This window comes from Pantoea rwandensis (assembly GCF_002095475.1).
Lineage (GTDB): Bacteria > Pseudomonadota > Gammaproteobacteria > Enterobacterales > Enterobacteriaceae > Pantoea > Pantoea rwandensis.
The window spans coordinates 51,680-72,614 of record NZ_MLFR01000017.1 but is presented as its reverse complement, the minus strand read 5'-3'; the positions used below and the strand labels follow the sequence as shown (position 1 = coordinate 72,614).

The window sequence follows — 20,935 nt, the reverse complement described above, 5'->3', positions numbered from 1 at the left end:
GAAATAAAAAGATGGCTAAGCGAAAAGTGTCGCGTATTACTGACGACCAGAGTGACCAAAGCCACCTGCGCCGCGATCGCTGGTATCAAAATCTTCAACCAGATTAAATTCGGCCTGTACCACTGGCACGAAGACCAGCTGTGCCAGACGATCACCCGGCTGCAGCGTAAAGCTCTCCTGACCACGGTTCCACACAGAAACCATTAACTGGCCCTGGTAATCGGAGTCGATCAAGCCCACCAGGTTGCCCAACACGATGCCGTGCTTATGGCCCAAACCAGAACGCGGCAAAATCACTGCTGCCAGCGAAGGGTCAGCAATGTGAATCGCTAAGCCGGTTGGCACCAGTGTGGTCATGCCTGGGGTAATCTCCAGTGCGCCATCAAGGCAGGCGCGCAGGTCGAGGCCTGCTGAACCCGAGGTTGCATAAGTCGGCAGTGGGAATTCATTCCCCACGCGCGCATCAAGAATTTTAACGTCGATTTTTTTCATCATAACGGCTGACAATCTCGTCTATTAATTGTTGGCCAAGGAGCGTCTTATCACTGAGCGGTAAGACTTTCTCTCCTTCCTGCCAAAAAAGGTGAAGAGCATTGGTGTCGCTATTGAATCCCTGCCCGGCCTGCGCGACATCGTTCGCGCAAATCAGGTCCAGGTTTTTCCGCGCCCGTTTTTGCCGCGCGTATTCTTCCACATTCTGGGTTTCAGCAGCAAATCCCACCACATAAGGGCGATTTTTCTGCAGCGCCGCGACGCCTGCGACAATATCCGGGTTCTTCACCAACTGCAGCGTGACGTTATCATCGCCACCCTGTTTTTTGATTTTCTCTGCGGCAATGTTTGCCGCCCGGTAGTCTGCCACGGCTGCGCTGGCAATGAAAATATGTTGTTGGCTGATTTGCGCCATCACCGCCGCTTCCATTTCCAGTGCGCTGCCCACATCCACGCGTGTCACGCCTGCTGGCGTTGGGAGCGTGACCGGACCGGAAACCAACGTAACCTTCGCGCCGCGTTTTGCAGCGGCGGCAGCAATGGCATAACCCATTTTGCCGGAGCTGTGGTTACTGATATAGCGTACCGGATCCAATGCCTCACGGGTTGGGCCGGCGGTGATCATAATGTTGAGATGTTGCAGATCGTTGACGGGTGCCGCCCATTCGAGTGCATAAGCCACTATCGCCAGTGGGTCGAGCATGCGTCCTGGGCCAATGTCGCCACAGGCTTGGCTGCCGCTGTCTGGACCCCAAATCAGGACGCCTCGCTTCGCCAGACGCTGAAGATTTTCCTGCGTCACCGCTGCGCGATACATCTGCTGATTCATGGCGGGTACAATGGCTAAAGGGGCATCGCTGGCGAGGCAGGCGGTGGTGACCAGATCGTTTGCCATACCTGCGGTAACGCGCGCAATGAGGTCGGCCGTTGCGGGTGCCAGTACAATCAAGTCCGCCCACTTTGCCAGCTCGATATGACCCATGGCGGCTTCCGCTGCCGGGTCGAGCAAGTCATCAAACACCGGATAGCCCGAAACGGCTTGTAAGCTGAGCGGCGTAATGAACGCTTTAGCCGCTTCGGTCATCATCACACGCACGTCTGCGCCACGATCGCGAAGACGACGCACCAGCTCGGGGGCTTTATAAGCAGCGATACCGCCACTCACGCCGAGCAGAATTTTTTTTCCGGCTAATCCCGTCATGTTCCTGGCCTCAACTCAAACGGATTGCCGCGCCAAGCGCGACAGATGATGGCAACTTTATCACAAAATCCTCAACTCGCCTTTTCACTGCCTGCGACCTTTGCGAGCCGTCTCGGAAATCGTAAAGGGGTTGCTGGTGCCCGACACGGCAGACGCGCACACTCGCCCTTAAATAGGGAGGTCAAAGTCATGATGGAACTGGCACCACGGGAAAAACTGGCAATACTGGGGGCAGAGGCGCTGACTGATGCAGAACTCTTAGCGATTTTTTTGCGTACCGGCAGCTATGGCACGACTGTGATGGTGCTGGCTCAGCAAATGCTCAATGAATGGGGTTCGCTGTATCGCATCATGACCGCCACTCAAGAAGATCTTGGAACGATGAAAGGCTTGGGCATGGCCAAAATTACACAGCTGCATGCCATCGCCGAATTGGGTCGACGTTTTTTCGCCAGTCAGCTGGCACGCGAAAATGTGATGGAAAATCCTAAAGTGACGCGCCACTACCTGCAAAGTGTGCTGGCTCATCAGGAGCGGGAGGTGTTCATGGCGCTGTTTCTGGATAACCAGCATCGGGTATTGCAAGCTCAGAAGATGTTTTCCGGCTCCATCGCCAGTGTTGAGGTGCATCCACGTGAAATTGTGCGTGAGGCGCTGAAACTTAACGCTGCTGCGGTAATATTGGCGCATAATCATCCCTCTGGCATCGCTGAACCCAGCCGGGCCGACCGTGATATTACCAGTAAAGTTGGGCAGGCTTGCGCGTTGCTGAATATTCGTTTACTTGACCATTTGGTGATCGGTCACGGCGAGTACACCTCTTTCGCTGAGCGCGGTTGGCTGTAAAACATCCGCCCGGGTGCGCAGAAATGATGCATTTTCGCGCGATCCATAGGGATCTTTATCTGTTCGGGACTTGAGCACACCGCCTGAGCGGCGTATACTACGCCACCTTTGAGAATCTCGGGTTTGGCGTTTGGGTCAGCTTAGCGGGTTCACATGGAACTCGCCTGGCGGGCTAAGGCCTGACGAGGCGGCCAAAACCTAGTTTTTAAAGCTCGAGCTTATTTGATTTTTGGAGAATAGAAATGTCACGAGTCTGCCAGGTAACTGGAAAGCGTCCGGTAACGGGTAACAACCGTTCCCACGCAATGAACGCGACGAAACGCCGTTTCCTGCCGAACTTGCACTCTCACCGTTTCTGGGTTGAGAGCGAAAAGCGCTTCGTTACTCTGCGTGTATCTGCTAAAGGTATGCGTGTTATTGATAAAAAGGGCATTGATACGGTTTTGACCGAAATCCGCGCCCGTGGTGAGAAGTACTAAGGAACTGAATCATGGCTAAAGGTATTCGTGAGAAGATCAAGCTGGTTTCCTCTGCTGGTACAGGTCACTTCTATACCACCACGAAGAACAAGCGTACTAAACCAGAGAAACTGGAACTGAAAAAGTTCGATCCGGTTGTACGTCAGCACGTTCTCTACAAAGAAGCCAAAATTAAATAATTTTGGTGTTCTTGTGAAAAACCCGGCTTCGGCCGGGTTTTTTGTTTCTGCGGTTTGTTGAGGAGATGACATGCCTGAATTACCAGAGGTAGAAACCAGCCGCCGCGGCATTGAGCCACACATGGTGGGCGCGACGATTTTGCATGCGATAGTGCGTAACTCACGCCTGCGCTGGCCGGTCTCGCACGAAATCCACGCGCTAAGCGATCAGCCCGTATTGAGCGTGCAACGTCGCGCGAAATACCTCTTGCTGGAGCTTCAACACGGCTGGATTATTATTCACCTCGGCATGTCCGGCAGCTTACGTATTTTGCCGGGTGAACAACCTGCTGCGAAGCATGACCATGTTGATTTAGTGATGAGTAACGGCAAAGTGTTGCGCTACACCGACCCGCGACGATTTGGTGCCTGGCTGTGGACGACTGACCTTGAAGGCAGTAGCGTGCTTTCTCACCTTGGTCCAGAGCCACTCAGTCAAGAATTTGATGGTGCCTATCTGTTTGACAAGTCACGTGGTAAACGCACCGTCATTAAGCAGTGGTTGATGGATAATAAAGTGGTAGTGGGTGTGGGTAACATCTATGCCAGTGAATCACTGTTTACTGCGGGGATCTTGCCCGATCGTCCTGCGATGAGTTTGAGCCGCGATGAGGCTGAATTGATGGTTGCCACCATCAAAGCCGTGTTACTGCGCTCAATTGAGCAGGGTGGAACGACGCTGCGTGATTTTCTGCAAACTGACGGCAAGCCGGGCTATTTTGCTCAGGAATTGCAGGTCTATGGTCGAGCAGGAGAGCCATGTCGAGCCTGCGGCACGCCGATTATCAGCGGCAAACATGGCCAGCGTAGCACTTTCTGGTGCCCACGCTGCCAGCATTAATCAGGGTTGCGCCAATTTCGCCAGCAGTGCCTGATGCACCATGGCAGGTAGAAATGCCTGCACATCGCCTTTGTGACGCGCAACTTCCTTCACCAGAGAGGATGACACAAAGGAGAATCCTTCGGACGGCATCAGAAACACACTTTCAAGCGTAGGGAGCAAGTGACGGTTCATCTGCGCTAGCTGTAATTCATACTCGAAATCCGATACCGCACGCAGACCACGCACCAGCACATTGGCGTTTTGCGTTCTAGCAAAGTTCGCCATCAAATCGCTAAAGCCCACAATCTCGACATTCGATAAATGCGTTGTGGCCTGGCGCGCCAAATCTACACGTTCATCCAGGCTAAACAGCGGTTTTTTGCTTGGGCTGGCCGCAATCGCCACCACGATATGGTCAAACATCTGCGCGGCACGTGTCACAATATCCAGATGACCCAAGGTGATAGGATCGAAGGTGCCGGGATAAATCGCTTTAGTACTCATACGCGGCCTTGTGTTGAGGTGTGATGCAGCGCCCAGAGCGCCGAATATTTGTTAAACGTGTACTGTGCATTCACCACAGCCAGTATCCAGCCCTGTTTCCCGTCAAGAAAACCAGCACGCAGCAGCAGCGTTTTGAGGAACGCACCGAGGGTATGGCTGAAAATAGAGAAAATCCCACAACGTTTACCGCGTTGAAAACGCTCCAGCGCCCAAGCTTCGGCATAATTCATCTGTTTGCGCTGAAAAGCGATCAGATCGCGGCAGGTCAGATGTTGTAAATCGCCCGGCAAAGCAACAACCGGAGCGCCTTGCGTTTCCAGTGATTCATGTACCAGGTTGTCATTATAATTGAGGGCGCGCGGATAGAGACGCATCACGCGATCAGGGTACCAGCCACTGTGTCGCATAAAGCGCCCCAGAAACAAGTTGCTGCGGCCTAAACTATAAACCTTATTCGAAGCTGGCTGTTCCAGCACCTGTTCGATAGCGCGGCGCAATGCTGATGTCACACGTTCGTCGGCATCCAGCATTAAAATCATGTCGCCGCTGGCAAAAGCCTGTGCGCGTTGACGCTGTTTCCCAAACCCATCCCATCCGTTCGCCTGATAAACTTGTGCACCCAGTGTACGGGCAACGTCTGCGGTGGCGTCATGGCTGCCAGAATCCAGTACTACTATCTCATCCGCCCAACTCACCGAGGCCAACGCTTCCGGCAGCAGTTCAGCCTCGTTTTTGGCGATCATCACTACGGAAAGACGTTGGCGTTGCGACATGAGTTAGTGAGCCCGCGGCGGTAAATGAGGTTCGAGTAACTGTAGCAGACGCTGTAAGGCGCCTTGGTTTTGATGCAGAACTTCCACAGCATGGCGGCCATAGTAACGGCGGTAATCGTCATCTTTCAGCAGATTGGCCACTTCTTTTTCCAGCGAAACCACATCAGTGACGGTGATTAATCCTTCTGCTTGCTGCAATTTGGCGCAAATATCTTTGAAGTTCCAGATGTGCGGGCCCATCAGCACGGGAATCGCATGCGCTGCGGGTTCGAGCGGGTTATGACCACCGCGTTCGACCAGGCTGCCGCCGACAAAGGCAATATCAGCAATGCCGTACAACATCATTAACTCGCCCATGGTATCGCCGATCACCACTTGCGTGGCACTGGACGGAATTTCGCCGCTGCTGCGCAGCGTAAAGCTAAAGCCGCGCTTTTGCGCCAGATCGCAGGCATCTTTGAAACGCTCAGGATGGCGTGGCACCAAAATCAACAGCAGATCCGGGAACTGCTGCAGAAGACGGCGATGTGCATCAAGCACGATGGCTTCTTCACCTTCATGAGTGCTGGTCGCGATCCACACCTGGCGGCGTGATGCCCACTGCCGACGCAGCGTCACGGCTTTTGCCGCAAGTTCGGGCGTGACGGAAATATCAAACTTGAGACTGCCGGTGACGGCTAAGTGTGAGCGCTTAAGGCCCAGACTCAGGAAGCGTTCGGCATCCTCATTGTTCTGCGCCGCAATCAGCGTGATGCGTTGCAGCAAATCGCGCATGAAGCCGCCAAGCTTTTTATAGCCTTTGGCTGAGCGCTCCGACAAACGGGCATTAGCAATCACTAGCGGAATCTGTCGCTGATGCAGAATACGGATGATATTCGGCCACAGTTCGGTTTCCATAATGATCACCAGACGTGGATTGACGGTGTCGAGGAAACGATTGATAGAACCGGGTAAGTCATAAGGCAGATAGACATGATGCACGTCTTTGCCAAACGCCGATTGGGCGCGTTCGGAGCCGGTCGGCGTCATGGTCGTGACGGTAATCGGCAGCGTAGGGTAGCGATGGCGCAGTGCGCGCACCAAGGGAACGGCGGCTAGCGTTTCGCCAACAGACACGGAATGCAGCACAATGCCGTGTGGTTGAACTTTGCCCACGCAATAGCCATAGCGCTCAGCCCAGCGTTTACGATAGGCCGGTGCTTTTCGACCGCGCAGCCACAGGCGCAGCCAGATCAGTGGCTGAATCAGATAGAGCAGGGCTGTGTATAGAGTTGTCATAGTTATCGTTACGACAGGTTCGCGTCAAAAAACACATGAAAGGCGGCATGTTATCAGAAACTGGTCGCCTGCTCCTACCACTTCGTCAGCTGGCCTTCAGCACTTGCTGATAAAGTGAGGTCAGTGCTTGTGCCAGCTGCTGCGGTCCATAAGGTTCAATTCTGCGACGTGCGGCTTCGCCCATGGCAGAATTCTGCAAAAGTGCGGGGGTTGCGTTAATCGCTTCATTTAATGCTTTGATATCCAAAGCATCACAAACGAAGCCTTCTTGACCCGCCGTGATGAATTCTGCGCCACCACAACCTGTACTGGTGATCACGGCCAAGCCGCAGGCCATAGCCTCCAGCACCACATTCGGAAAAGGATCATAGAGCGTCGGCAACAGTAGTGCGTCCGCTGCGTGATAGTAGGGCTGTACGTCCTGTTGAACGCCAACAAAGCGTAAGCGATCGGCACAATTCAGCGTTTTTGCTCGCTGCTGATAGCGTGTGGCTTGCTTATCCTGGCCAACAACAATCAGGTAACGGTCACTGCTGGCAAGGGCTTCAATCGCTGCTTTTAATCCTTTTCGCTCAAAGCCAGACCCCACATAAATCATCACTGTGGCGTTCTGGGGTAAGGATAATTGCTGGCGCATAGCGTGGCGCTGCAGTTCGCTAGCGGGCTGAAAACGTTGGCTGTCGATGGCGTTGTGAATGACATGAATCTTGCTGGCATCTAACGTGAAATGACGCAAAATATCCTGTTTTACCATCTCTGAATTGCAGATGACCGCTTTCAGCGACGACGCATTAAACATCTCTGCTTCTGCTTGCAACACATAGCGATGATAAGGGCTCAGCGTGGCGCTGAGACGTTGCCATGGCGATACGATACGCGCGCGTTGTTCCAGCCAGACGCGATGGACGCCATCTCCAGCACGAAAGATATCGCAACCTGCAATACGCTCATGACTCTGCACAATATCGAATTTCTCGCGTTCCCAGCACTGGCGGGCGGCGTGGGCAAATCCGCGTTCGCGTGACACGCGACCAAACTTGGTTGGATTGCAGATATGCAGGTGCCAGGCAGGATTGGGTGTGCCCTGCCAGCTACGAGTAATAATGTTGAGATCGAGTTGTTCGCTGTCGAGCGCTTCCAGTGCGCGCGAGATAAAGCGCTCAGCACCCCCATCCGGGCGATATTTCTGTCGGACGATCGCCAGGCGTAACTTAGTCATGCAAAAAGCTCCTTGCAGCGGCAACCACATCTTCAATCGGAATCGCGGAAAGATAGCGCTGCTGGGTTTTGGTATCGATATCATCAGGCGAGGGCAGCGGCGCATAATCTCCGGCCCAAATTACCCGATTATTCTCGCCCCACGGACGCCAGTGATGCAGTTTGGTGGGGCCAAATAGCGCCAGACAAGGGGTATCTAAGGCTGCGGCCATATGCATTGGTGCTGAATCTACGCCAATGAACAGCTGCGCCGTATCAATGAGCGCAGCCAGTTGCGGTAATGAAAGCTGCCCGGCGAGTGAGACCACCTTTTGGTTGTGGCACAGCGAAAGAATGTTGGCAATCATCGCTTGCTCTTGCCGATCGGGTGCGGCGGTGAGGACGATGGTATGACCGTCAGCGGCGAGCGTATCAATCAGCTGCGCGACTTTCTCATCCTCCCAGCATTTAAATACCCAACGTGAAGTGGGCTGAATCACGATAAACGGCCTGCTAATCCGCTGTTGCGCCAGTATATCCTGTACTTTTTGTTGGTCTGCCGCGCTGAAATGCATCGACGCTTTTGCACCTTCTGCACCAATGCTGAGCGGCTGGAGCGCTGCCATATTTTGCTCAACCGTGTGCAGCTGGTTGTAATTTTGGGTGGATATCAGGTGATTGTGGCACCAGCGCCATAGCAGGTTGTCACGCTTCGCAAAGGCAAAACCAATGCGCACGGGGGCAGCCGAAAAGCCGGTAATAATGGCGCTGCGCCATTGGTCAGCCAGATTAATCACCACATCATAATGGCAAGCGCGCACTGCAGAGAGCAGGGCCATTTCGTGACGAAACTTCTGCCATCCACCCTCTTTTTTCCAGTTGCGATCGATGATGTGCAACTGACGAATGGCAGGATGGGCTTCCAGCATTGGCCGCGTCTCTTTATACAGCAGGACGTCAATGTTGGCGTGAGGATAACGCTGACGTAACGCATTGATTGCGGGCGTGGTCAGCAGCATATCGCCGTGATGACGCAGCTTAATCAGCAGAATGTTTTGCGGTACAAATTGGGCTGGAATCGGGCTTGCCATACTCAAATGATCTCAAAATTCAGTGAGCTGATTGTAGGGTAAACCCCTATGCTGCGAAAGCCAGCGTCGCCGCTTATTTCTTACGCCAGCGATAAATCCGGCTCAGCCACAGTAGTAACTGATACCACTGCCTTGCACCGCGTGCATTACGCAGCATGCGCTTGTGGGTCTGGGTGGCAAAGATATCTGCGATCATCGCCTGGCGTGCGCTCTCTTCAGGTTCGCGGCGGATGGTGTGGCAGACACTGAGCGCTTCACGGGTTATCTGGTAGTGGAAGGCTGAATATATTTTAACTTTATTGCGATAGCGTGCATTGATCTGTTCCAGCATCTGCGCGATTTTCAGGTAGTGCCGTTGGTATTCCACATTGCGCTGACCGGTGCGTTTGCGGTTGCTGATCGACGCATCGTGCATGTAGTAGCGATACAGCACTTGATCCGTATAGCGCACGCGCTGAACATTGAGCATAAACTCGGTCGTCCAGGGAATATCCTGATGGTGCAAACCTGGCTCGAAGGTGAGGTTTAGCTGGTTAATCAGTTCGCGGCGATAGATGCCGAGCCACACAACATGCATGTAACGATGAGTTTGCAGTGCGGTGTTTAGCCAGTCTGGACCGCTCAGCACCTCGGTGCTGGTCAAACGGTCAAGCGGAATGAGGGGTTTGGTGGTCTGACTGGATTTAAAAAACCACTCGGCATTGCACTGCGCGGCGTCGAGATTATCGCGCTCAGCCATCTCAACCAGCGTCTGATACATGGCTGGGCTCATGGTGTCATCTGCATCCGGGAAAGTGACGTATTTACCCCGGGCGATAGCCAGACCGGCATTGCGGGCGCGCGAAACACCCCCATTCACCTGATGGATGACGTGGACGTGAGGATGCTGCTGCGCATAAGCGTCAGCACGTTCGCCGGAGCCATCGGTGGAGCCATCATCGACGATGATAATTTCCAGTGACGTCAGCGTTTGTGCCAGCAGGGACTGCATAAACGTCTCAAGCATCGCACCGGCATTGTACATAGGTGAGATGATGGAGATTAAAGGAGCTTTTAGCGACATTGTTCTGCGATGTTTTAATAATGATTCGTTAACGATTTTCTTACGTTAATTATTACTAAGGAATTCAGAACTTTTTGGACATTAATGGTCAAAAGTAGTTAGCTCGCTAGCATTTTTACGTTTTTAAGAATTGTTATAGCCGCAAAACTTGACATATATCCTTATCTCTCCGGGCATCAGTATGAAAAACATCCTCGTTATCAGACGCGATAACATTGGCGATATGGTCTGTACCACACCGTTACTGGAAGGGCTGAAGCGGGCATTTCCCGAGGCGAAAATTACGCTGTTGGTGAATAAAATTGCTCAAGACGTGATAAGTCATAATCCGCATGTCGATCGCTTGTATGTGTACAAAAAAGCCAAGCACCGCGCAAAAAATGAGACAACATTGGGCGTTTACTGGCAGCGCGTGAAGATCATGCTGGCGCTCCGTAAAACCCGATTTGATGCAACCATTTTGGCAAATCCCGTGCCTTGCAAATACAGTTTGCGTCTGGCGAAAATGGCTGGTGCGCACAATATTATCGGTGCCGCACAGCCCGATGCGCATCTTGATCATCCTTTCCAGAAGCATGATTTCCAAGGTAAACATCAGGTAGAGCATACCTACTCTTATCTTTCGGCGCTGACGGATGCATCCCCGGCGATACCCCAGGTCAATCTCTATCTGGCGGATGCAGAGCGTGAGGCCGCTAAAGCCCGTGTCGCGGCACTGTTTCCTGCACCGGGAAAAGTGTTTGGCGTACACATCAGCAGCCGCAGCCCTAAACGCCGCTGGCCAGTGGCATCCTACGCAGCGTTTATCAATAAACTGTTGGAAGATGAGCAAGCGCAGGTGCTGGTATTCTGGTCTCCACAAGGCACTCTGGATCCCCATGACAAAGGTGACGCCGCGCGTGCAGAAGAGTTGATGCAGCAGGTGAGTTCACCGCGTGTGGCGCGTTACCCAACCGCATCGGTGCGCGAATTGATTGCCGGATTTGATCGCTGTGAGCAGATTTTGTGCAGTGATGGCGGGCAGATGCATTTGGCTGCCGGGTTACATAAAAAGCAGGTGGTGTTCTTCGGGGATACCAATGCCAGTATCTGGCACCCATGGTCTGGAAAATATCAAATTATGCAGACCGATTCCGGTGAGTGCAGCGATATCACGCTGGAAACGGTCTGGCAGGCATGGCAGCAGCTTAGCGTTGAGCCTGTTGCTGTGTAAAGGTGTCGTAATATTCTGCCAGGGTTTGCCCGACAAAGTTCGGTGCAAGCCAGGTGAATAACGCTTCAAGATCTTCGTAGAGTTGCTCGATGTCGCGCTCATTTTTAAAGGTTGGGCTGCCATCGGGCATGAATTCTGAGCTGTGCAACATAAACTCGGTGTAGTTGTTTCCCTCCGCCAGAGACATCTCCACCACGCGCTTCATGTCCGCCAGATTACCGCCAGATGGACGTAACCAGTACACAGCCGGGCTTTTTTGCTTACCGCGTAGGCGATACACACCCTGCTTAATCGTATTCATCAAAGACGAATATTTATATTGAATGCTCATAGGAATTTCGAGCAGCGATGAATGACCACTGCGTGAGATGTCCAGCGGATCAAGGAAGTAGGGGTTGGCTGGAAAGTGAGTATAGTTTGTCCCCCCTTTCCCTTGTGGCGCCCCGCGCGTATAGGACCAGTTCACTCGCGGTGTGACGGAACAATCAACCTGATAGCCTAATTCGGTCAAGATCGCCGCGTAGCGTTCATCAAATGCCCATCGGCCCGCTCGATGACTTAACATTTTAGTTTGGAACTTTTCTTCCAGCAGATCCGTCATATAGGCGACTTTGTCACGCAGTACCGCATCAGGGTACTCAATCAGGAAAGGCTGCCAGCGCCAATCATCGTCTGTCAGCGGTGCTTCAGGGGGGCTATTCCAGGCATGGAGATGCATACCGATTTCGCCCTGCTTGCGGGCAATCACATCTTTGCCGAATTCAACAAAAGCGGGGTCGATCGCCATTTCATAGTTGGTCAACCAAGTGGGTTTAAAACCATAACGCTCGCATAGAGACTGAAAACGCGGCAGATAGCCGGTATTTTTGGTGGTAATCGAGCGATGATTACGCCAGAGATTATCGCCTTCGGTGTCTATGGTAATAAGGAACGCGTGCCGGGTCATATTCGCCGCCTGAAGCCAATAAAATCGCCATGTTACGCTGTGCCTTTCAGTGACGCAAAACTATTTGCCACGGCAGTAAACAGGCGAAAATTGTGGTGAAAATGCGGTAAAATTCCCAGCATCTAACGGGTATTAATCCGCTTTCAAAACTCACAGGTAGGACATTTTGTCAAAACGCATACTCATCGTGATTGATGGTTTACCGGGCGGCGGCGCCGAGAAAGTGGTGTTGACTTTGGTGGCCGGTATGCTGGCGCAGGGGCATCGCGTCTCGCTCTTTTCCTTACGCAAGGTCTGCGAGTATCCCTTGCCACAAGGTGTGGATTATCAGGTGATTCAGGACAGCAATCGTAAGCCATGGCGCAAACTGACTGAACTCAGCCGACGTGCAAGTTTGCTGGATGCGGCGGTAAGAAAAGCGGAGAAGGAGTCTGGTGCGTTTGATCTGGCTGTTTCACACTTGCATAAAACCGACCGTATCGTACGTCGTTGCCGGGCACTCTCACCTGAAAAAACGTGGTTCTGTCTGCACGGTGTATTTTCCGCCTCTTATCTGGGACACCGAACAGGGATGTCACGCTGGCTCAAGGCACGCAAGATCCAGCAAGTGTATCAGGGGCGCAACGTCATTGGCGTATCGCCGGCGGTACTGGAAGATCTTAAGTCGGCTTTTGCAGTGCAGCCTTCGCGTGAAGCAGTGATAGGCAATCCGTTCGATATTGCTCATATCCGGCAACAAGCTGCCGAATTCGCCGACGTACCCCCAACGGGATTTTTAGTTCATGTAGGGCGTTTCCACGAAACCAAACGACATGACCGTCTGCTCAAGGCCTATGCATTAAGTCACATTCAACTTCCTTTGGTGTTATTGGGGCAAGGTTCACCACAGCGTAAAACGGCGCTCGAAGCACAAGCGCGGGAATTAGGCATTGCCGACCGAGTGATTTTCCAGGGCTTCACCCTGAATCCCTACGCATGGGTAAGTCGAGCGGAAATGTTGATTGTCAGTTCGGACAGTGAAGGTTTTGGTAACGTACTGATTGAAGCGATATTGTGTGGTACGCCAGTGGTGAGTACGCGTTGTCCAGGCGGTCCAGAATGGTTATTACAGGGCGAATTGGCACGTGGTTTGTCAGAGCTTAATCCTGAATCTTTGGCGGAGAAAATGCAGGATATTTATCAGCATCCACCGCGATTACCAGAAGATGCCTTTGCAGAATTTGACACTGCGGCAATCTGTCAGCAGTACCTGGCATTGATATAGGAAATAGGGGGAAATTGCATTTCCCCCACAAACATCAATCCCAGCTCAATACCACTTTTCCAGATCGTCCAGAACGCATCTCGTCAAATCCTTGCTGGAAATCATCAATGTGATAGCGATGCGTGATGATCGGCGTGAGATCCAGGCCGGATTGAATCAGTGCGGCCATCTTGTACCAGGTTTCAAACATCTCCCGGCCATAAATGCCCTTAATGAACAAACCTTTAAAGATCACTTGATTCCAGTCGATAGCCATTTCACCCGGTGGAATACCCAGCAAGGCGATGCGGCCGCCGTGGTTCATCACTTCCAGCAACGTGCGGAACGCGGGAGGTGCACCGGACATCTCCAGTCCCACATCAAAGCCTTCCGTCATGCCTAACTCGGCCATCACATCACGCAGATTCTCCTGCGCCACGTTGACCGCGCGCGTCACACCCATTTGGCGCGCCAGCCCCAGGCGATATTCGTTGATATCTGTGATCACCACATTACGCGCACCGACATGTTTGCATACGGCTGCAGCCATGATGCCAATCGGACCCGCGCCAGAGATCAACACATCTTCACCAACCAAATCGAATGACAGCGCGGTATGCACGGCATTACCGAAAGGATCAAAAATCGCGGCCAGTTCGTCGGAGATATTGTCAGGAATTTTGAAAGCGTTATAGGCCGGAATCACCAGATATTCGGCGAAACAACCCTGACGATTGACGCCCACCCCCACGGTGTTGCGACAGAGATGGGTACGCCCGGCACGACAGTTTCGACAGTGGCCGCAAGTGATGTGGCCTTCACCTGATACGCGATCGCCCAGTGAAAAACCTCTCACCTCTTCGCCCATTCCCACCACTTCGCCGACATATTCGTGGCCAGTGATCATGGGAACGGGGATGGTTTTGCGCGACCAGTCATCCCAGTTGTAGATATGCACATCAGTGCCGCAAATTGCCGTTTTACGGATTTTAATCAGCAGGTCGTTGTGACCGGGTTCAGGGATGGGGGCATCCTTGACCATCCAGATCCCTTCTTCTGCTTTTAGTTTGGCAAGTGCTTTCATTTGTCTGCTCCTGCAATCACGCCCAGCTGTTGTCCAATGCGCGTAAAGGCGGCAACAGCATGCTCGAGTTGTGCCTGCGTATGACCAGCGGAGATCTGCGTGCGAATACGTGCCTGTCCCTGCGGTACGACGGGATAAAAGAAACCGGTGACATAAATACCTTCCTGTTGTAGCAAGCTGGCAAATTGTTGTGCCACTTTCGCGTCACCTAACATCACAGGAATAATGGCGTGATCGGCACCCGCCAAGGTGAAACCCGCTGCGGTCATTTTCTCACGGAAGAAGCGGGCGTTATCCCAGAGACGCTGACGCAAGCCGTCTCCTTCACTCAATAAATCCAGTACATGTAGAGACGCGGCAACAATGGCGGGTGCCAATGAATTGGAGAACAGGTAAGGGCGTGACCGCTGACGTAGCCACTCGACAACTTCTTTTTTGGCTGCCACGTAACCACCAGAAGCACCGCCTAATGCTTTGCCTAAAGTCCCGGTCAGGATATCGACGCGGTCCATAACGCCACAATATTCGTGTGTCCCGCGTCCAGCGGCCCCCACAAAGCCAACGGCATGGGAATCATCCACCATCACCAGCGCGCCAAATTCATCGGCTAAGTCGCAAATGCCCTGAAGGTTAGCGATGACCCCATCCATTGAGAACACACCATCAGTGGCGATCAGGATATGGCGGGCTCCTTTATCACGGGCTTCTTGTAGGCGAGCGCGCAGCTCATTCATATCGTTATTGGCATAGCGATAACGCTGGGCTTTACACAGGCGCACGCCGTCAATGATTGAGGCGTGATTAAGAGCATCAGAAATGATGGCGTCTTCTGCACTCAGGAGCGTCTCAAACAAGCCACCGTTGGCGTCAAAGCAGGAGGAGAACAGAATGGCATCTTCCATTCCCAGAAATTCAGCCAACTTGTGTTCTAACTGCTGATGAATATCCTGGGTGCCGCAGATAAAGCGGACCGATGCCATGCCAAAGCCGTGCGAATCCATGCCCTCTTTGGCTGCCTGAATGAGCGCAGGATGATTAGCCAAGCCAAGGTAGTTATTGGCACAGAAGTTAATCACAGGGGGGCTATTCGCGACGTTGATTTCCGCCTGCTGAGCCGACGTAATAGTGCGTTCTTGTTTGAACAATCCGTCCTGACGCGTTGTCTCAAGCTGTTGACGGATTTGCGAATAAAACTGACTGGACATGATTCTGCTCCTCAGATAGCAAAATTTTGGCACATATTACTGATCAAAAAGCATCGTGCCGACATTTCCGCCAGAGAAATCTCAGTTTTGCAGCATAGTTCACGTGATGATTGCAATTTGTGCAGCGGTTGCGGAGTCATCTGGCTGCCTGTCTCGGGCTGAAATGTTATGATGTAAGGCATTAGTGCGTGAAACCTCCTGTTTCACCCCAACTGTTTAAAGGCAAAGCATATGATTATCGTAACCGGTGGCGCTGGCATGATTGGCAGCAACATTGTTAAAGCGCTGAACGATCGCGGTCATACCGATATCCTGGTCGTGGATAATCTGAAAGATGGCACTAAATTCGTGAACCTCGCCGATCTGGATATCGCCGATTACATGGATAAAGAGGAATTCCTCTCTTACATCATGTCCGGTGAAGATCTGGGTCCGATTGAAGCGGTATTCCATGAAGGTGCTTGCTCAGCGACCACCGAGTGGGATGGCAAGTACATGATGGACAACAACTATCAGTACTCTAAAGATTTGCTGCATTTCTGCCTGGAACGCGAAATTCCCTTCCTTTATGCCTCTTCAGCAGCCACCTACGGCGGCCGCAACGAGAATTTTATTGAGGAACGCCAGTACGAGGAGCCGCTGAATGTCTACGGTTACTCCAAAATGCTGTTTGACCACTACGTGCGTCAAATCCTGCCAGAAGCAAACTCGCCGGTGTGTGGATTCCGTTACTTCAACGTTTACGGTCCGCGCGAGGGCCACAAAGGCAGCATGGCGAGCGTAGCCTTCCACCTGAATACACAAATCAGCGGTGGTGAAAATCCAAAACTGTTTGAAGGTAGCGACGATTTCCGACGTGACTTCATCCACGTTGATGATGTGGTTGCCGTCAATCTGTGGTGCTGGGAAAACGGGGTCTCTGGTATTTACAACTGCGGTACGGGCCGTGCCGAATCCTTCCAGGAAGTCGCGGATGCGGTGCTGAAGTTCCACCAGAAAGGCCAGATTGAGTACATTCCCTTCCCGGACAAGCTGAAAGGTCGCTATCAGGCCTTTACCCAAGCTGACCTGACTAATCTGCGTGCGGCTGGCTACGACAAGTCTTTCAAAACCGTCGCTCAGGGTGTGGGTGAATACATGGCTTGGCTGAATCGTAACGCATAAGGAAACCGGCACCAGCGATGAAAATTCTGGTTATTGGCCCTTCCTGGGTCGGCGATATGATGATGTCGCAAAGTCTCTATCGCACGCTCAAGGCAGAGCATCCGGATGCTGTGATTGATGTAATGGCGCCGGCTTGGTGCCGCCCCCTACTGTCACGCATGCCGGAAGTGAACCAGGCATTGTCGATGCCGCTGGGACATGGCGCGCTAGGGCTGGGCGAGCGGCGTCGTTTGGGGAAATCCCTCAAGTCCAGTGGTTACGATCGGGCTTATGTTCTGCCGAACTCCTTTAAATCGGCGCTGGTGCCTTTTTTTGCTGGAATAAAACGCCGCGTCGGATGGCGTGGTGAGATGCGCTATGGCTTGTTAAATGATATCCGTGTGTTGGATAAGCCCGCATTTCCACTAATGGTAGAGCGTTATGTGGCACTCGGATACGATAAGCCTGTCTCTACTGCACAACAGTTGCCTCAGCCTCTGTTATGGCCGCAACTGCGCGTAGAGGATGATGAGAAACGCATGACAGCCGCGCAATTTTCGCTGTCAGCCGACCGTCCTGTGATTGGTTTCTGCCCTGGTGCTGAATTTGGTCCGGCAAAGCGCTGGCCGCACTACCATTATGCGGCCCTTGCCGAACAACTGATTGGCGAAGGTTATCAGGTGGTGTTGTTTGGTTCGGCGAAAGATCGTGAAACCGGCGATACCATTGTGCAAACCCTCTCTGATTCGGCACGTGCTCACTGCAAGAATCTGGCGGGTGATACACAATTAGAACAGGCGGTTATTTTGATTGCCCACTGTGCTGCAGTCGTCAGCAATGATTCAGGGTTAATGCATATTGCTGCTGCGTTGAATCGTCCATTAGTGGCTTTATATGGTCCAAGCAGCCCTGATTTTACTCCGCCATTATCCCATCATGCCCGTGTTATCCGCTTAATCACTGGCTACCACAAAGTGCGTAAAGGTGATGCTGAAGAAGGGTATCACCAAAGTTTAATTGATATTCAGCCTGCTCGAGTTCATCAGGAACTGAGCGCGCTGCTGCATCCGGTGCAGGAGTAGCCATGCACGTTTTAATCGTTAAAACTTCCTCTATGGGAGACGTGCTGCATACGTTACCGGCGCTCACTGATGCCATGCAGGCGATCCCTGACATCCGTTTTGACTGGGTGGTAGAAGAGAATTTTGCTCAGATCCCCAGTTGGCATCCCGCTGTGGACAAAGTGCTGCCGGTGGCGATTCGTCGCTGGCGCAAACATTGGTTTGGCAGCCAGCAGCGTGAAGAGCGCGTGCTGTTCAAGCGCGACTTGCAATCGCGAGACTATGATGTGGTGATTGATGCACAAGGGCTCATCAAAAGTGCAGCGCTGGTCACGCGATTAGCAAAGGGCGTTAAGCATGGGCAAGATAGCCGCAGTGCGCGCGAGCCGTTTGCCAGCTGGTGGTATGACAAACGGCACGAAATTAATAAACAGCAGCATGCCGTTGAGCGTACGCGTGAACTGTTTGCAAAAAGCCTTGGCTATGAGCAACCCGCGATGCAAGGTGATTACGCGATTGCCAGCCATTTCTTTGCCACACTGCCGGAAGATGCTCATCAGTATCTGGTGTTCCTGCACGCGACCACGCGCGACAACAAACACTGGCCAGAGGCACACTGGCGCGAACTGATTGAATTAGTCCAACCCACGGGGCTGCGAATAAAATTGCCTTGGGGTGCAGAGCATGAACATCAAAGAGCACTAAGAATGGCTGAAGGATTTGGCCATGTTGAAGTACTGCCAAAGCTCACATTAGAACAGGTTGCACAGCAACTCGCTGGCGCGCGAGCCGTGGTCTCTGTGGACACGGGATTAAGTCATTTGACTGCCGCGCTCGATCGTCCAAATATCACGTTATTTGGTCCAACCGATCCGGGATTGATTGGGGGTTATGGCAAGAATCAGCATGAGCTACGGGGTGAAAATGGCACCATGCAGGCCATTTCTGCCGATAAGGTGATGGGAAAATTGCAGGAATTACTCTGAATGGTTTCCATCTTCAAGCAGCTTTATCGTTATACCCACCACCGAGTGATGCGGCACAATGAAAACTTTTGGCCGTACATAGCGATTCGCCGCGCCAGTGAAGACCAAATACAGAAGTTAACTTACTGCGGAAAGAATGTTCCCCTTGAAAACCTGAATTTACTACGTGCCAAGGCCAGTGGTGATATTACCATCCTGGCCACGGGGCCTTCTGTTAATACACTTGATTTGCACAAGCTATCGGGAACGACGTTTATTGGGGTCAATGGCGCCTATCATTTACGTAAAAATGTCAGGTTTTCGTATTATGTTATTGTGGATCGTGGATTCGTTAAGCAGCGCGCCGACCTCGTAAAAGAAGTTCTAAACGACGAGGCGCTGGTATTTTTTACAACCGTGCATTGCCTCAATGACATTCTTAAAAATACAGCGTTAAATGAGATAAAGTGTCGGTTAGCGATTATCGAAGATCTGAGCTTTAAGGTTTTTCGTGGAAAGGTCATGCCACACGAATATGAACGAAACTACCACGATAAAAAAGGCATTGTATTATTCCCAACTGAACCGCGTGCAGGATTTTCTTGGGATATTCGGCAGGGTATTTTCGATGCGGGGACGGTGGCATACTGGGCACTGCAGATTGCGGCTTGGCTAGGGGCTAATCGTATTTTATTAGCCGGTGTCGATATGAATAACTTTGCTGCGCCAAGATTTTATGAAACTGAGGGGGATAAACTTCCCAGTTTTCTTTCATCGAATTTTGAAAATGTTATCAGACCGGCTTTTCTCCACGCGAGTAAAGAGTTAGAGCGCGCCAAAATCAAAACGTATAATCTCTGTCTGAATAGTGGTTTGGGCGAAGATGTGTTTGAAAAAATAACACCTGAATTACTTTTTTCCGAGTAACAATATGCCAGGCTGCGATGGCTGCCTGGCATAAATGATTATTTCCTGATCACACTGTTTAACGCTTCATAAACGCTATCGACACTTATCTTACGCAGCGGATAAACGGCATCATCACCTGCTTCCGGTTCAATACGAATCGTTTTGTGAATCAACAAATCCTGATAGGGTCCCGTATGGCGTGGGTTCGCACTGACATAAAGACTGACTGTTGGAGTCCGAGCAGTAATGGCGATATGCAGCGGCCCCGTGTCACCTGTGATTAAAACGTCAATAGAATGGATAAGCTCAATCAATGCAGGAAGATGGGTTTTTCCAATATAGGAGATCACGCGAGAATGATATTCTTCAGGTAGCAATTGGAGGAATGCGTGCTCAATTGGCTGATCTTGCCCCGCCCCTGTTAATATAATTTTAGCCTCGACGCTTTCAGAAAGGATACGCTCAGCTAATTGTGCAAAATGTTCAACAGGCCAGCAGCGGTTTTTTCCTGATGCACCCATTTGGAATCCAATCGTTGGACCAGTGCTATTGCTAGATGTTTTATTGATTGCTATCGGGAACTGCATCGTGATATCAGAAACATCACAGCCCAAGGTGCTAATTAAATCCATTTTACGTTGAATAATATGGCCATCCACACCCGTGGAATATTTATCCAGCCAATGATTGAATACCGGGTTATCATGGCGAAAATTATCACGCAAAATATACTTTGAACCGCCAAGTCGGGAGCAAAGAATATCGTAACCAAGGCTGGAGTGTAAAAGAAAAGTCACATCAGGCTTGAATCGCCGGATTTTTCTAATCAGGTTGGGGGCGCGAACGATTTTGTTATCCCATATGGCCACTTCATCAAACCAGTCACTGTTTTCGACCAGACCACGATTTTTATCACTGGAAACTAACATGAGTTTTGCGGTTGGATAACGCAGCTTGATAGCCTTGATTGCTGGGGTGTTAAAAAGCAAATCCCCTAATGCGGTGGTTGAAAAAATAACAATTCGCTCAAATTCATGATTTGAGCTGAGCGGCGTTTTATTTTTATCAATTTGACTCAGTTTGGCATGCAAACTCAGTATGCTATTGATTAAATTTATTTTCCAAATCTTTTTCATTAAGACTATTTACCCTAAGAACCCGGCAGATTGGACATTAGTTGCGGGAAATAATTTCGCTATCA

22 protein-coding genes are annotated in these 20,935 nt (G+C 51.6%); 10 read left to right on the top strand and 12 right to left on the bottom strand.

Annotated features, from left to right (window positions below; genetic code table 11):
• Positions 1–36: 36 nt before the first annotated feature.
• Positions 37–495, bottom strand: a complete 459-nt coding sequence (gene dut, locus HA51_RS16330) for a dUTP diphosphatase (RefSeq protein WP_084935673.1) — start codon at positions 493–495, stop codon at positions 37–39.
• Positions 473–1,693: a bifunctional phosphopantothenoylcysteine decarboxylase/phosphopantothenate--cysteine ligase CoaBC gene (gene coaBC / locus HA51_RS16325; RefSeq protein ID WP_084935672.1), complete on the bottom strand. Its 1,221-nt coding sequence runs from the start codon at positions 1,691–1,693 to the stop codon at positions 473–475. The genes dut and coaBC overlap by 23 nt, the downstream gene beginning before the upstream one ends.
• A 189-nt stretch (positions 1,694–1,882) precedes the next feature.
• On the opposite strand from coaBC, the gene radC reads away from it, so the two are divergent.
• The 4 genes from radC (at position 1,883) to mutM (ending at position 4,077) form a co-directional block, all read left to right on the top strand.
• Positions 1,883–2,539: a RadC family protein gene (gene radC, locus HA51_RS16320; protein WP_084935671.1), complete on the top strand. Its 657-nt coding sequence runs from the start codon at positions 1,883–1,885 to the stop codon at positions 2,537–2,539.
• 242 nt (positions 2,540–2,781) lie between these two features.
• Positions 2,782–3,018: a 50S ribosomal protein L28 gene (rpmB, locus tag HA51_RS16315; RefSeq protein ID WP_007885297.1), complete on the top strand. Its 237-nt coding sequence runs from the start codon at positions 2,782–2,784 to the stop codon at positions 3,016–3,018.
• A gap of 11 nt (positions 3,019–3,029) precedes the next feature.
• Positions 3,030–3,197, top strand: a complete 168-nt coding sequence (rpmG, locus tag HA51_RS16310) for a 50S ribosomal protein L33 (protein WP_003024094.1) — start codon at positions 3,030–3,032, stop codon at positions 3,195–3,197.
• Positions 3,198–3,267: 70 nt separating this feature from the next.
• Entirely contained in the window at positions 3,268–4,077 is an 810-nt protein-coding gene (gene mutM / locus HA51_RS16305) for a bifunctional DNA-formamidopyrimidine glycosylase/DNA-(apurinic or apyrimidinic site) lyase (RefSeq protein WP_084935670.1), read from the top strand.
• Here mutM and coaD read toward each other — a convergent pair whose 3' ends face one another.
• The 6 genes from coaD to HA51_RS16275 all read right to left on the bottom strand — a co-directional run bounded on the left by coaD (position 4,078) and on the right by HA51_RS16275 (position 9,965).
• A complete protein-coding gene (gene coaD / locus HA51_RS16300) occupies positions 4,078–4,563 on the bottom strand; it encodes a pantetheine-phosphate adenylyltransferase (protein ID WP_084935669.1) in 486 nt (161 codons plus the stop codon).
• The gene (locus HA51_RS16295; protein WP_084935668.1) at positions 4,560–5,336 is read right to left on the bottom strand and encodes a glycosyltransferase family 2 protein; all 777 of its coding nucleotides are present in this window, start codon (positions 5,334–5,336) and stop codon (positions 4,560–4,562) included. The genes coaD and HA51_RS16295 overlap by 4 nt, the downstream gene beginning before the upstream one ends.
• Positions 5,337–5,339: 3 nt before the next feature.
• Positions 5,340–6,614 (bottom strand): lipid IV(A) 3-deoxy-D-manno-octulosonic acid transferase, encoded by a 1,275-nt coding sequence (gene waaA / locus HA51_RS16290; RefSeq protein ID WP_084935667.1) that lies wholly within the window; start codon positions 6,612–6,614, stop codon positions 5,340–5,342.
• A gap of 85 nt (positions 6,615–6,699) precedes the next feature.
• Positions 6,700–7,833 (bottom strand): glycosyltransferase family 4 protein, encoded by a 1,134-nt coding sequence (locus HA51_RS16285; protein WP_084935666.1) that lies wholly within the window; start codon positions 7,831–7,833, stop codon positions 6,700–6,702.
• Positions 7,826–8,902 carry a putative lipopolysaccharide heptosyltransferase III gene (rfaQ, locus tag HA51_RS16280; protein WP_084935665.1) on the bottom strand — a complete coding sequence of 359 codons (1,077 nt, stop codon included), beginning with the start codon at positions 8,900–8,902 and terminating at the stop codon, positions 7,826–7,828. The genes HA51_RS16285 and rfaQ overlap by 8 nt, the downstream gene beginning before the upstream one ends.
• 73 nt (positions 8,903–8,975) lie before the next feature.
• Positions 8,976–9,965, bottom strand: a complete 990-nt coding sequence (locus HA51_RS16275) for a glycosyltransferase (protein WP_084935664.1) — start codon at positions 9,963–9,965, stop codon at positions 8,976–8,978.
• A 181-nt stretch (positions 9,966–10,146) separates the two neighbouring features.
• On the opposite strand from HA51_RS16275, the gene HA51_RS16270 reads away from it, so the two are divergent.
• The gene (locus HA51_RS16270; protein ID WP_084935663.1) at positions 10,147–11,178 is read left to right on the top strand and encodes a glycosyltransferase family 9 protein; all 1,032 of its coding nucleotides are present in this window, start codon (positions 10,147–10,149) and stop codon (positions 11,176–11,178) included.
• Here HA51_RS16270 and HA51_RS16265 read toward each other — a convergent pair.
• On the bottom strand, positions 11,153–12,124 hold the full coding sequence (locus tag HA51_RS16265) for a polysaccharide deacetylase family protein (protein WP_084935662.1): 972 nt from the start codon (positions 12,122–12,124) through the stop codon (positions 11,153–11,155). The genes HA51_RS16270 and HA51_RS16265 overlap by 26 nt on opposite strands.
• A gap of 166 nt (positions 12,125–12,290) precedes the next feature.
• Here HA51_RS16265 and HA51_RS16260 point away from each other — a divergent pair, with 166 nt between their 5' ends.
• Positions 12,291–13,388, top strand: a complete 1,098-nt coding sequence (locus HA51_RS16260) for a glycosyltransferase (RefSeq protein ID WP_084935661.1) — start codon at positions 12,291–12,293, stop codon at positions 13,386–13,388.
• Positions 13,389–13,422: 34 nt separating this feature from the next.
• Here HA51_RS16260 and tdh read toward each other — a convergent pair whose 3' ends face one another.
• Entirely contained in the window at positions 13,423–14,451 is a 1,029-nt protein-coding gene (tdh, locus tag HA51_RS16255; protein WP_084935660.1) for an L-threonine 3-dehydrogenase, read from the bottom strand.
• Positions 14,448–15,656 carry a glycine C-acetyltransferase gene (locus HA51_RS16250; RefSeq protein ID WP_084935659.1) on the bottom strand — a complete coding sequence of 403 codons (1,209 nt, stop codon included), beginning with the start codon at positions 15,654–15,656 and terminating at the stop codon, positions 14,448–14,450. The genes tdh and HA51_RS16250 overlap by 4 nt, the downstream gene beginning before the upstream one ends.
• A 231-nt stretch (positions 15,657–15,887) precedes the next feature.
• Between HA51_RS16250 and rfaD the strand changes: the two genes are divergently transcribed.
• From rfaD to HA51_RS16230, 4 genes are read left to right on the top strand one after another with little or no spacing between them, the layout of a single operon-like run.
• Positions 15,888–16,820 carry an ADP-glyceromanno-heptose 6-epimerase gene (gene rfaD / locus HA51_RS16245; RefSeq protein WP_084935658.1) on the top strand — a complete coding sequence of 311 codons (933 nt, stop codon included), beginning with the start codon at positions 15,888–15,890 and terminating at the stop codon, positions 16,818–16,820.
• A gap of 17 nt (positions 16,821–16,837) precedes the next feature.
• Positions 16,838–17,881, top strand: a complete 1,044-nt coding sequence (rfaF, locus tag HA51_RS16240) for an ADP-heptose--LPS heptosyltransferase RfaF (RefSeq protein WP_084935657.1) — start codon at positions 16,838–16,840, stop codon at positions 17,879–17,881.
• Between the two features lie 2 nt (positions 17,882–17,883).
• Positions 17,884–18,846: a lipopolysaccharide heptosyltransferase RfaC gene (gene rfaC / locus HA51_RS16235; protein ID WP_084935656.1), complete on the top strand. Its 963-nt coding sequence runs from the start codon at positions 17,884–17,886 to the stop codon at positions 18,844–18,846.
• Positions 18,847–19,752: a hypothetical protein gene (locus HA51_RS16230; protein ID WP_084935655.1), complete on the top strand. Its 906-nt coding sequence runs from the start codon at positions 18,847–18,849 to the stop codon at positions 19,750–19,752.
• 38 nt (positions 19,753–19,790) lie between these two features.
• Here HA51_RS16230 and HA51_RS16225 read toward each other — a convergent pair whose 3' ends face one another.
• Positions 19,791–20,870, bottom strand: coding sequence for a glycosyltransferase family 9 protein (locus HA51_RS16225; RefSeq protein ID WP_084935654.1), 1,080 nt, complete (start codon positions 20,868–20,870; stop codon positions 19,791–19,793).
• Between the last annotated feature and the right edge of the window lie 65 nt (positions 20,871–20,935).

Coding starts and splice junctions, on each gene's coding strand:
- dut (WP_084935673.1), bottom strand. CDS start 495: ATGATGAAAAAAATCGACGTTAAAATTCTTGATGCGCGCGTGGGGAAT.
- coaBC (WP_084935672.1), bottom strand. CDS start 1,693: ATGACGGGATTAGCCGGAAAAAAAATTCTGCTCGGCGTGAGTGGCGGT.
- radC (WP_084935671.1), top strand. CDS start 1,883: ATGATGGAACTGGCACCACGGGAAAAACTGGCAATACTGGGGGCAGAG.
- rpmB (WP_007885297.1), top strand. CDS start 2,782: ATGTCACGAGTCTGCCAGGTAACTGGAAAGCGTCCGGTAACGGGTAAC.
- rpmG (WP_003024094.1), top strand. CDS start 3,030: ATGGCTAAAGGTATTCGTGAGAAGATCAAGCTGGTTTCCTCTGCTGGT.
- mutM (WP_084935670.1), top strand. CDS start 3,268: ATGCCTGAATTACCAGAGGTAGAAACCAGCCGCCGCGGCATTGAGCCA.
- coaD (WP_084935669.1), bottom strand. CDS start 4,563: ATGAGTACTAAAGCGATTTATCCCGGCACCTTCGATCCTATCACCTTG.
- HA51_RS16295 (WP_084935668.1), bottom strand. CDS start 5,336: ATGTCGCAACGCCAACGTCTTTCCGTAGTGATGATCGCCAAAAACGAG.
- waaA (WP_084935667.1), bottom strand. CDS start 6,614: ATGACAACTCTATACACAGCCCTGCTCTATCTGATTCAGCCACTGATC.
- HA51_RS16285 (WP_084935666.1), bottom strand. CDS start 7,833: ATGACTAAGTTACGCCTGGCGATCGTCCGACAGAAATATCGCCCGGAT.
- rfaQ (WP_084935665.1), bottom strand. CDS start 8,902: ATGGCAAGCCCGATTCCAGCCCAATTTGTACCGCAAAACATTCTGCTG.
- HA51_RS16275 (WP_084935664.1), bottom strand. CDS start 9,965: ATGTCGCTAAAAGCTCCTTTAATCTCCATCATCTCACCTATGTACAAT.
- HA51_RS16270 (WP_084935663.1), top strand. CDS start 10,147: ATGAAAAACATCCTCGTTATCAGACGCGATAACATTGGCGATATGGTC.
- HA51_RS16265 (WP_084935662.1), bottom strand. CDS start 12,124: ATGACCCGGCACGCGTTCCTTATTACCATAGACACCGAAGGCGATAAT.
- tdh (WP_084935660.1), bottom strand. CDS start 14,451: ATGAAAGCACTTGCCAAACTAAAAGCAGAAGAAGGGATCTGGATGGTC.
- HA51_RS16250 (WP_084935659.1), bottom strand. CDS start 15,656: ATGTCCAGTCAGTTTTATTCGCAAATCCGTCAACAGCTTGAGACAACG.
- rfaD (WP_084935658.1), top strand. CDS start 15,888: ATGATTATCGTAACCGGTGGCGCTGGCATGATTGGCAGCAACATTGTT.
- rfaF (WP_084935657.1), top strand. CDS start 16,838: ATGAAAATTCTGGTTATTGGCCCTTCCTGGGTCGGCGATATGATGATG.
- rfaC (WP_084935656.1), top strand. CDS start 17,884: ATGCACGTTTTAATCGTTAAAACTTCCTCTATGGGAGACGTGCTGCAT.
- HA51_RS16230 (WP_084935655.1), top strand. CDS start 18,847: ATGGTTTCCATCTTCAAGCAGCTTTATCGTTATACCCACCACCGAGTG.
- HA51_RS16225 (WP_084935654.1), bottom strand. CDS start 20,870: ATGAAAAAGATTTGGAAAATAAATTTAATCAATAGCATACTGAGTTTG.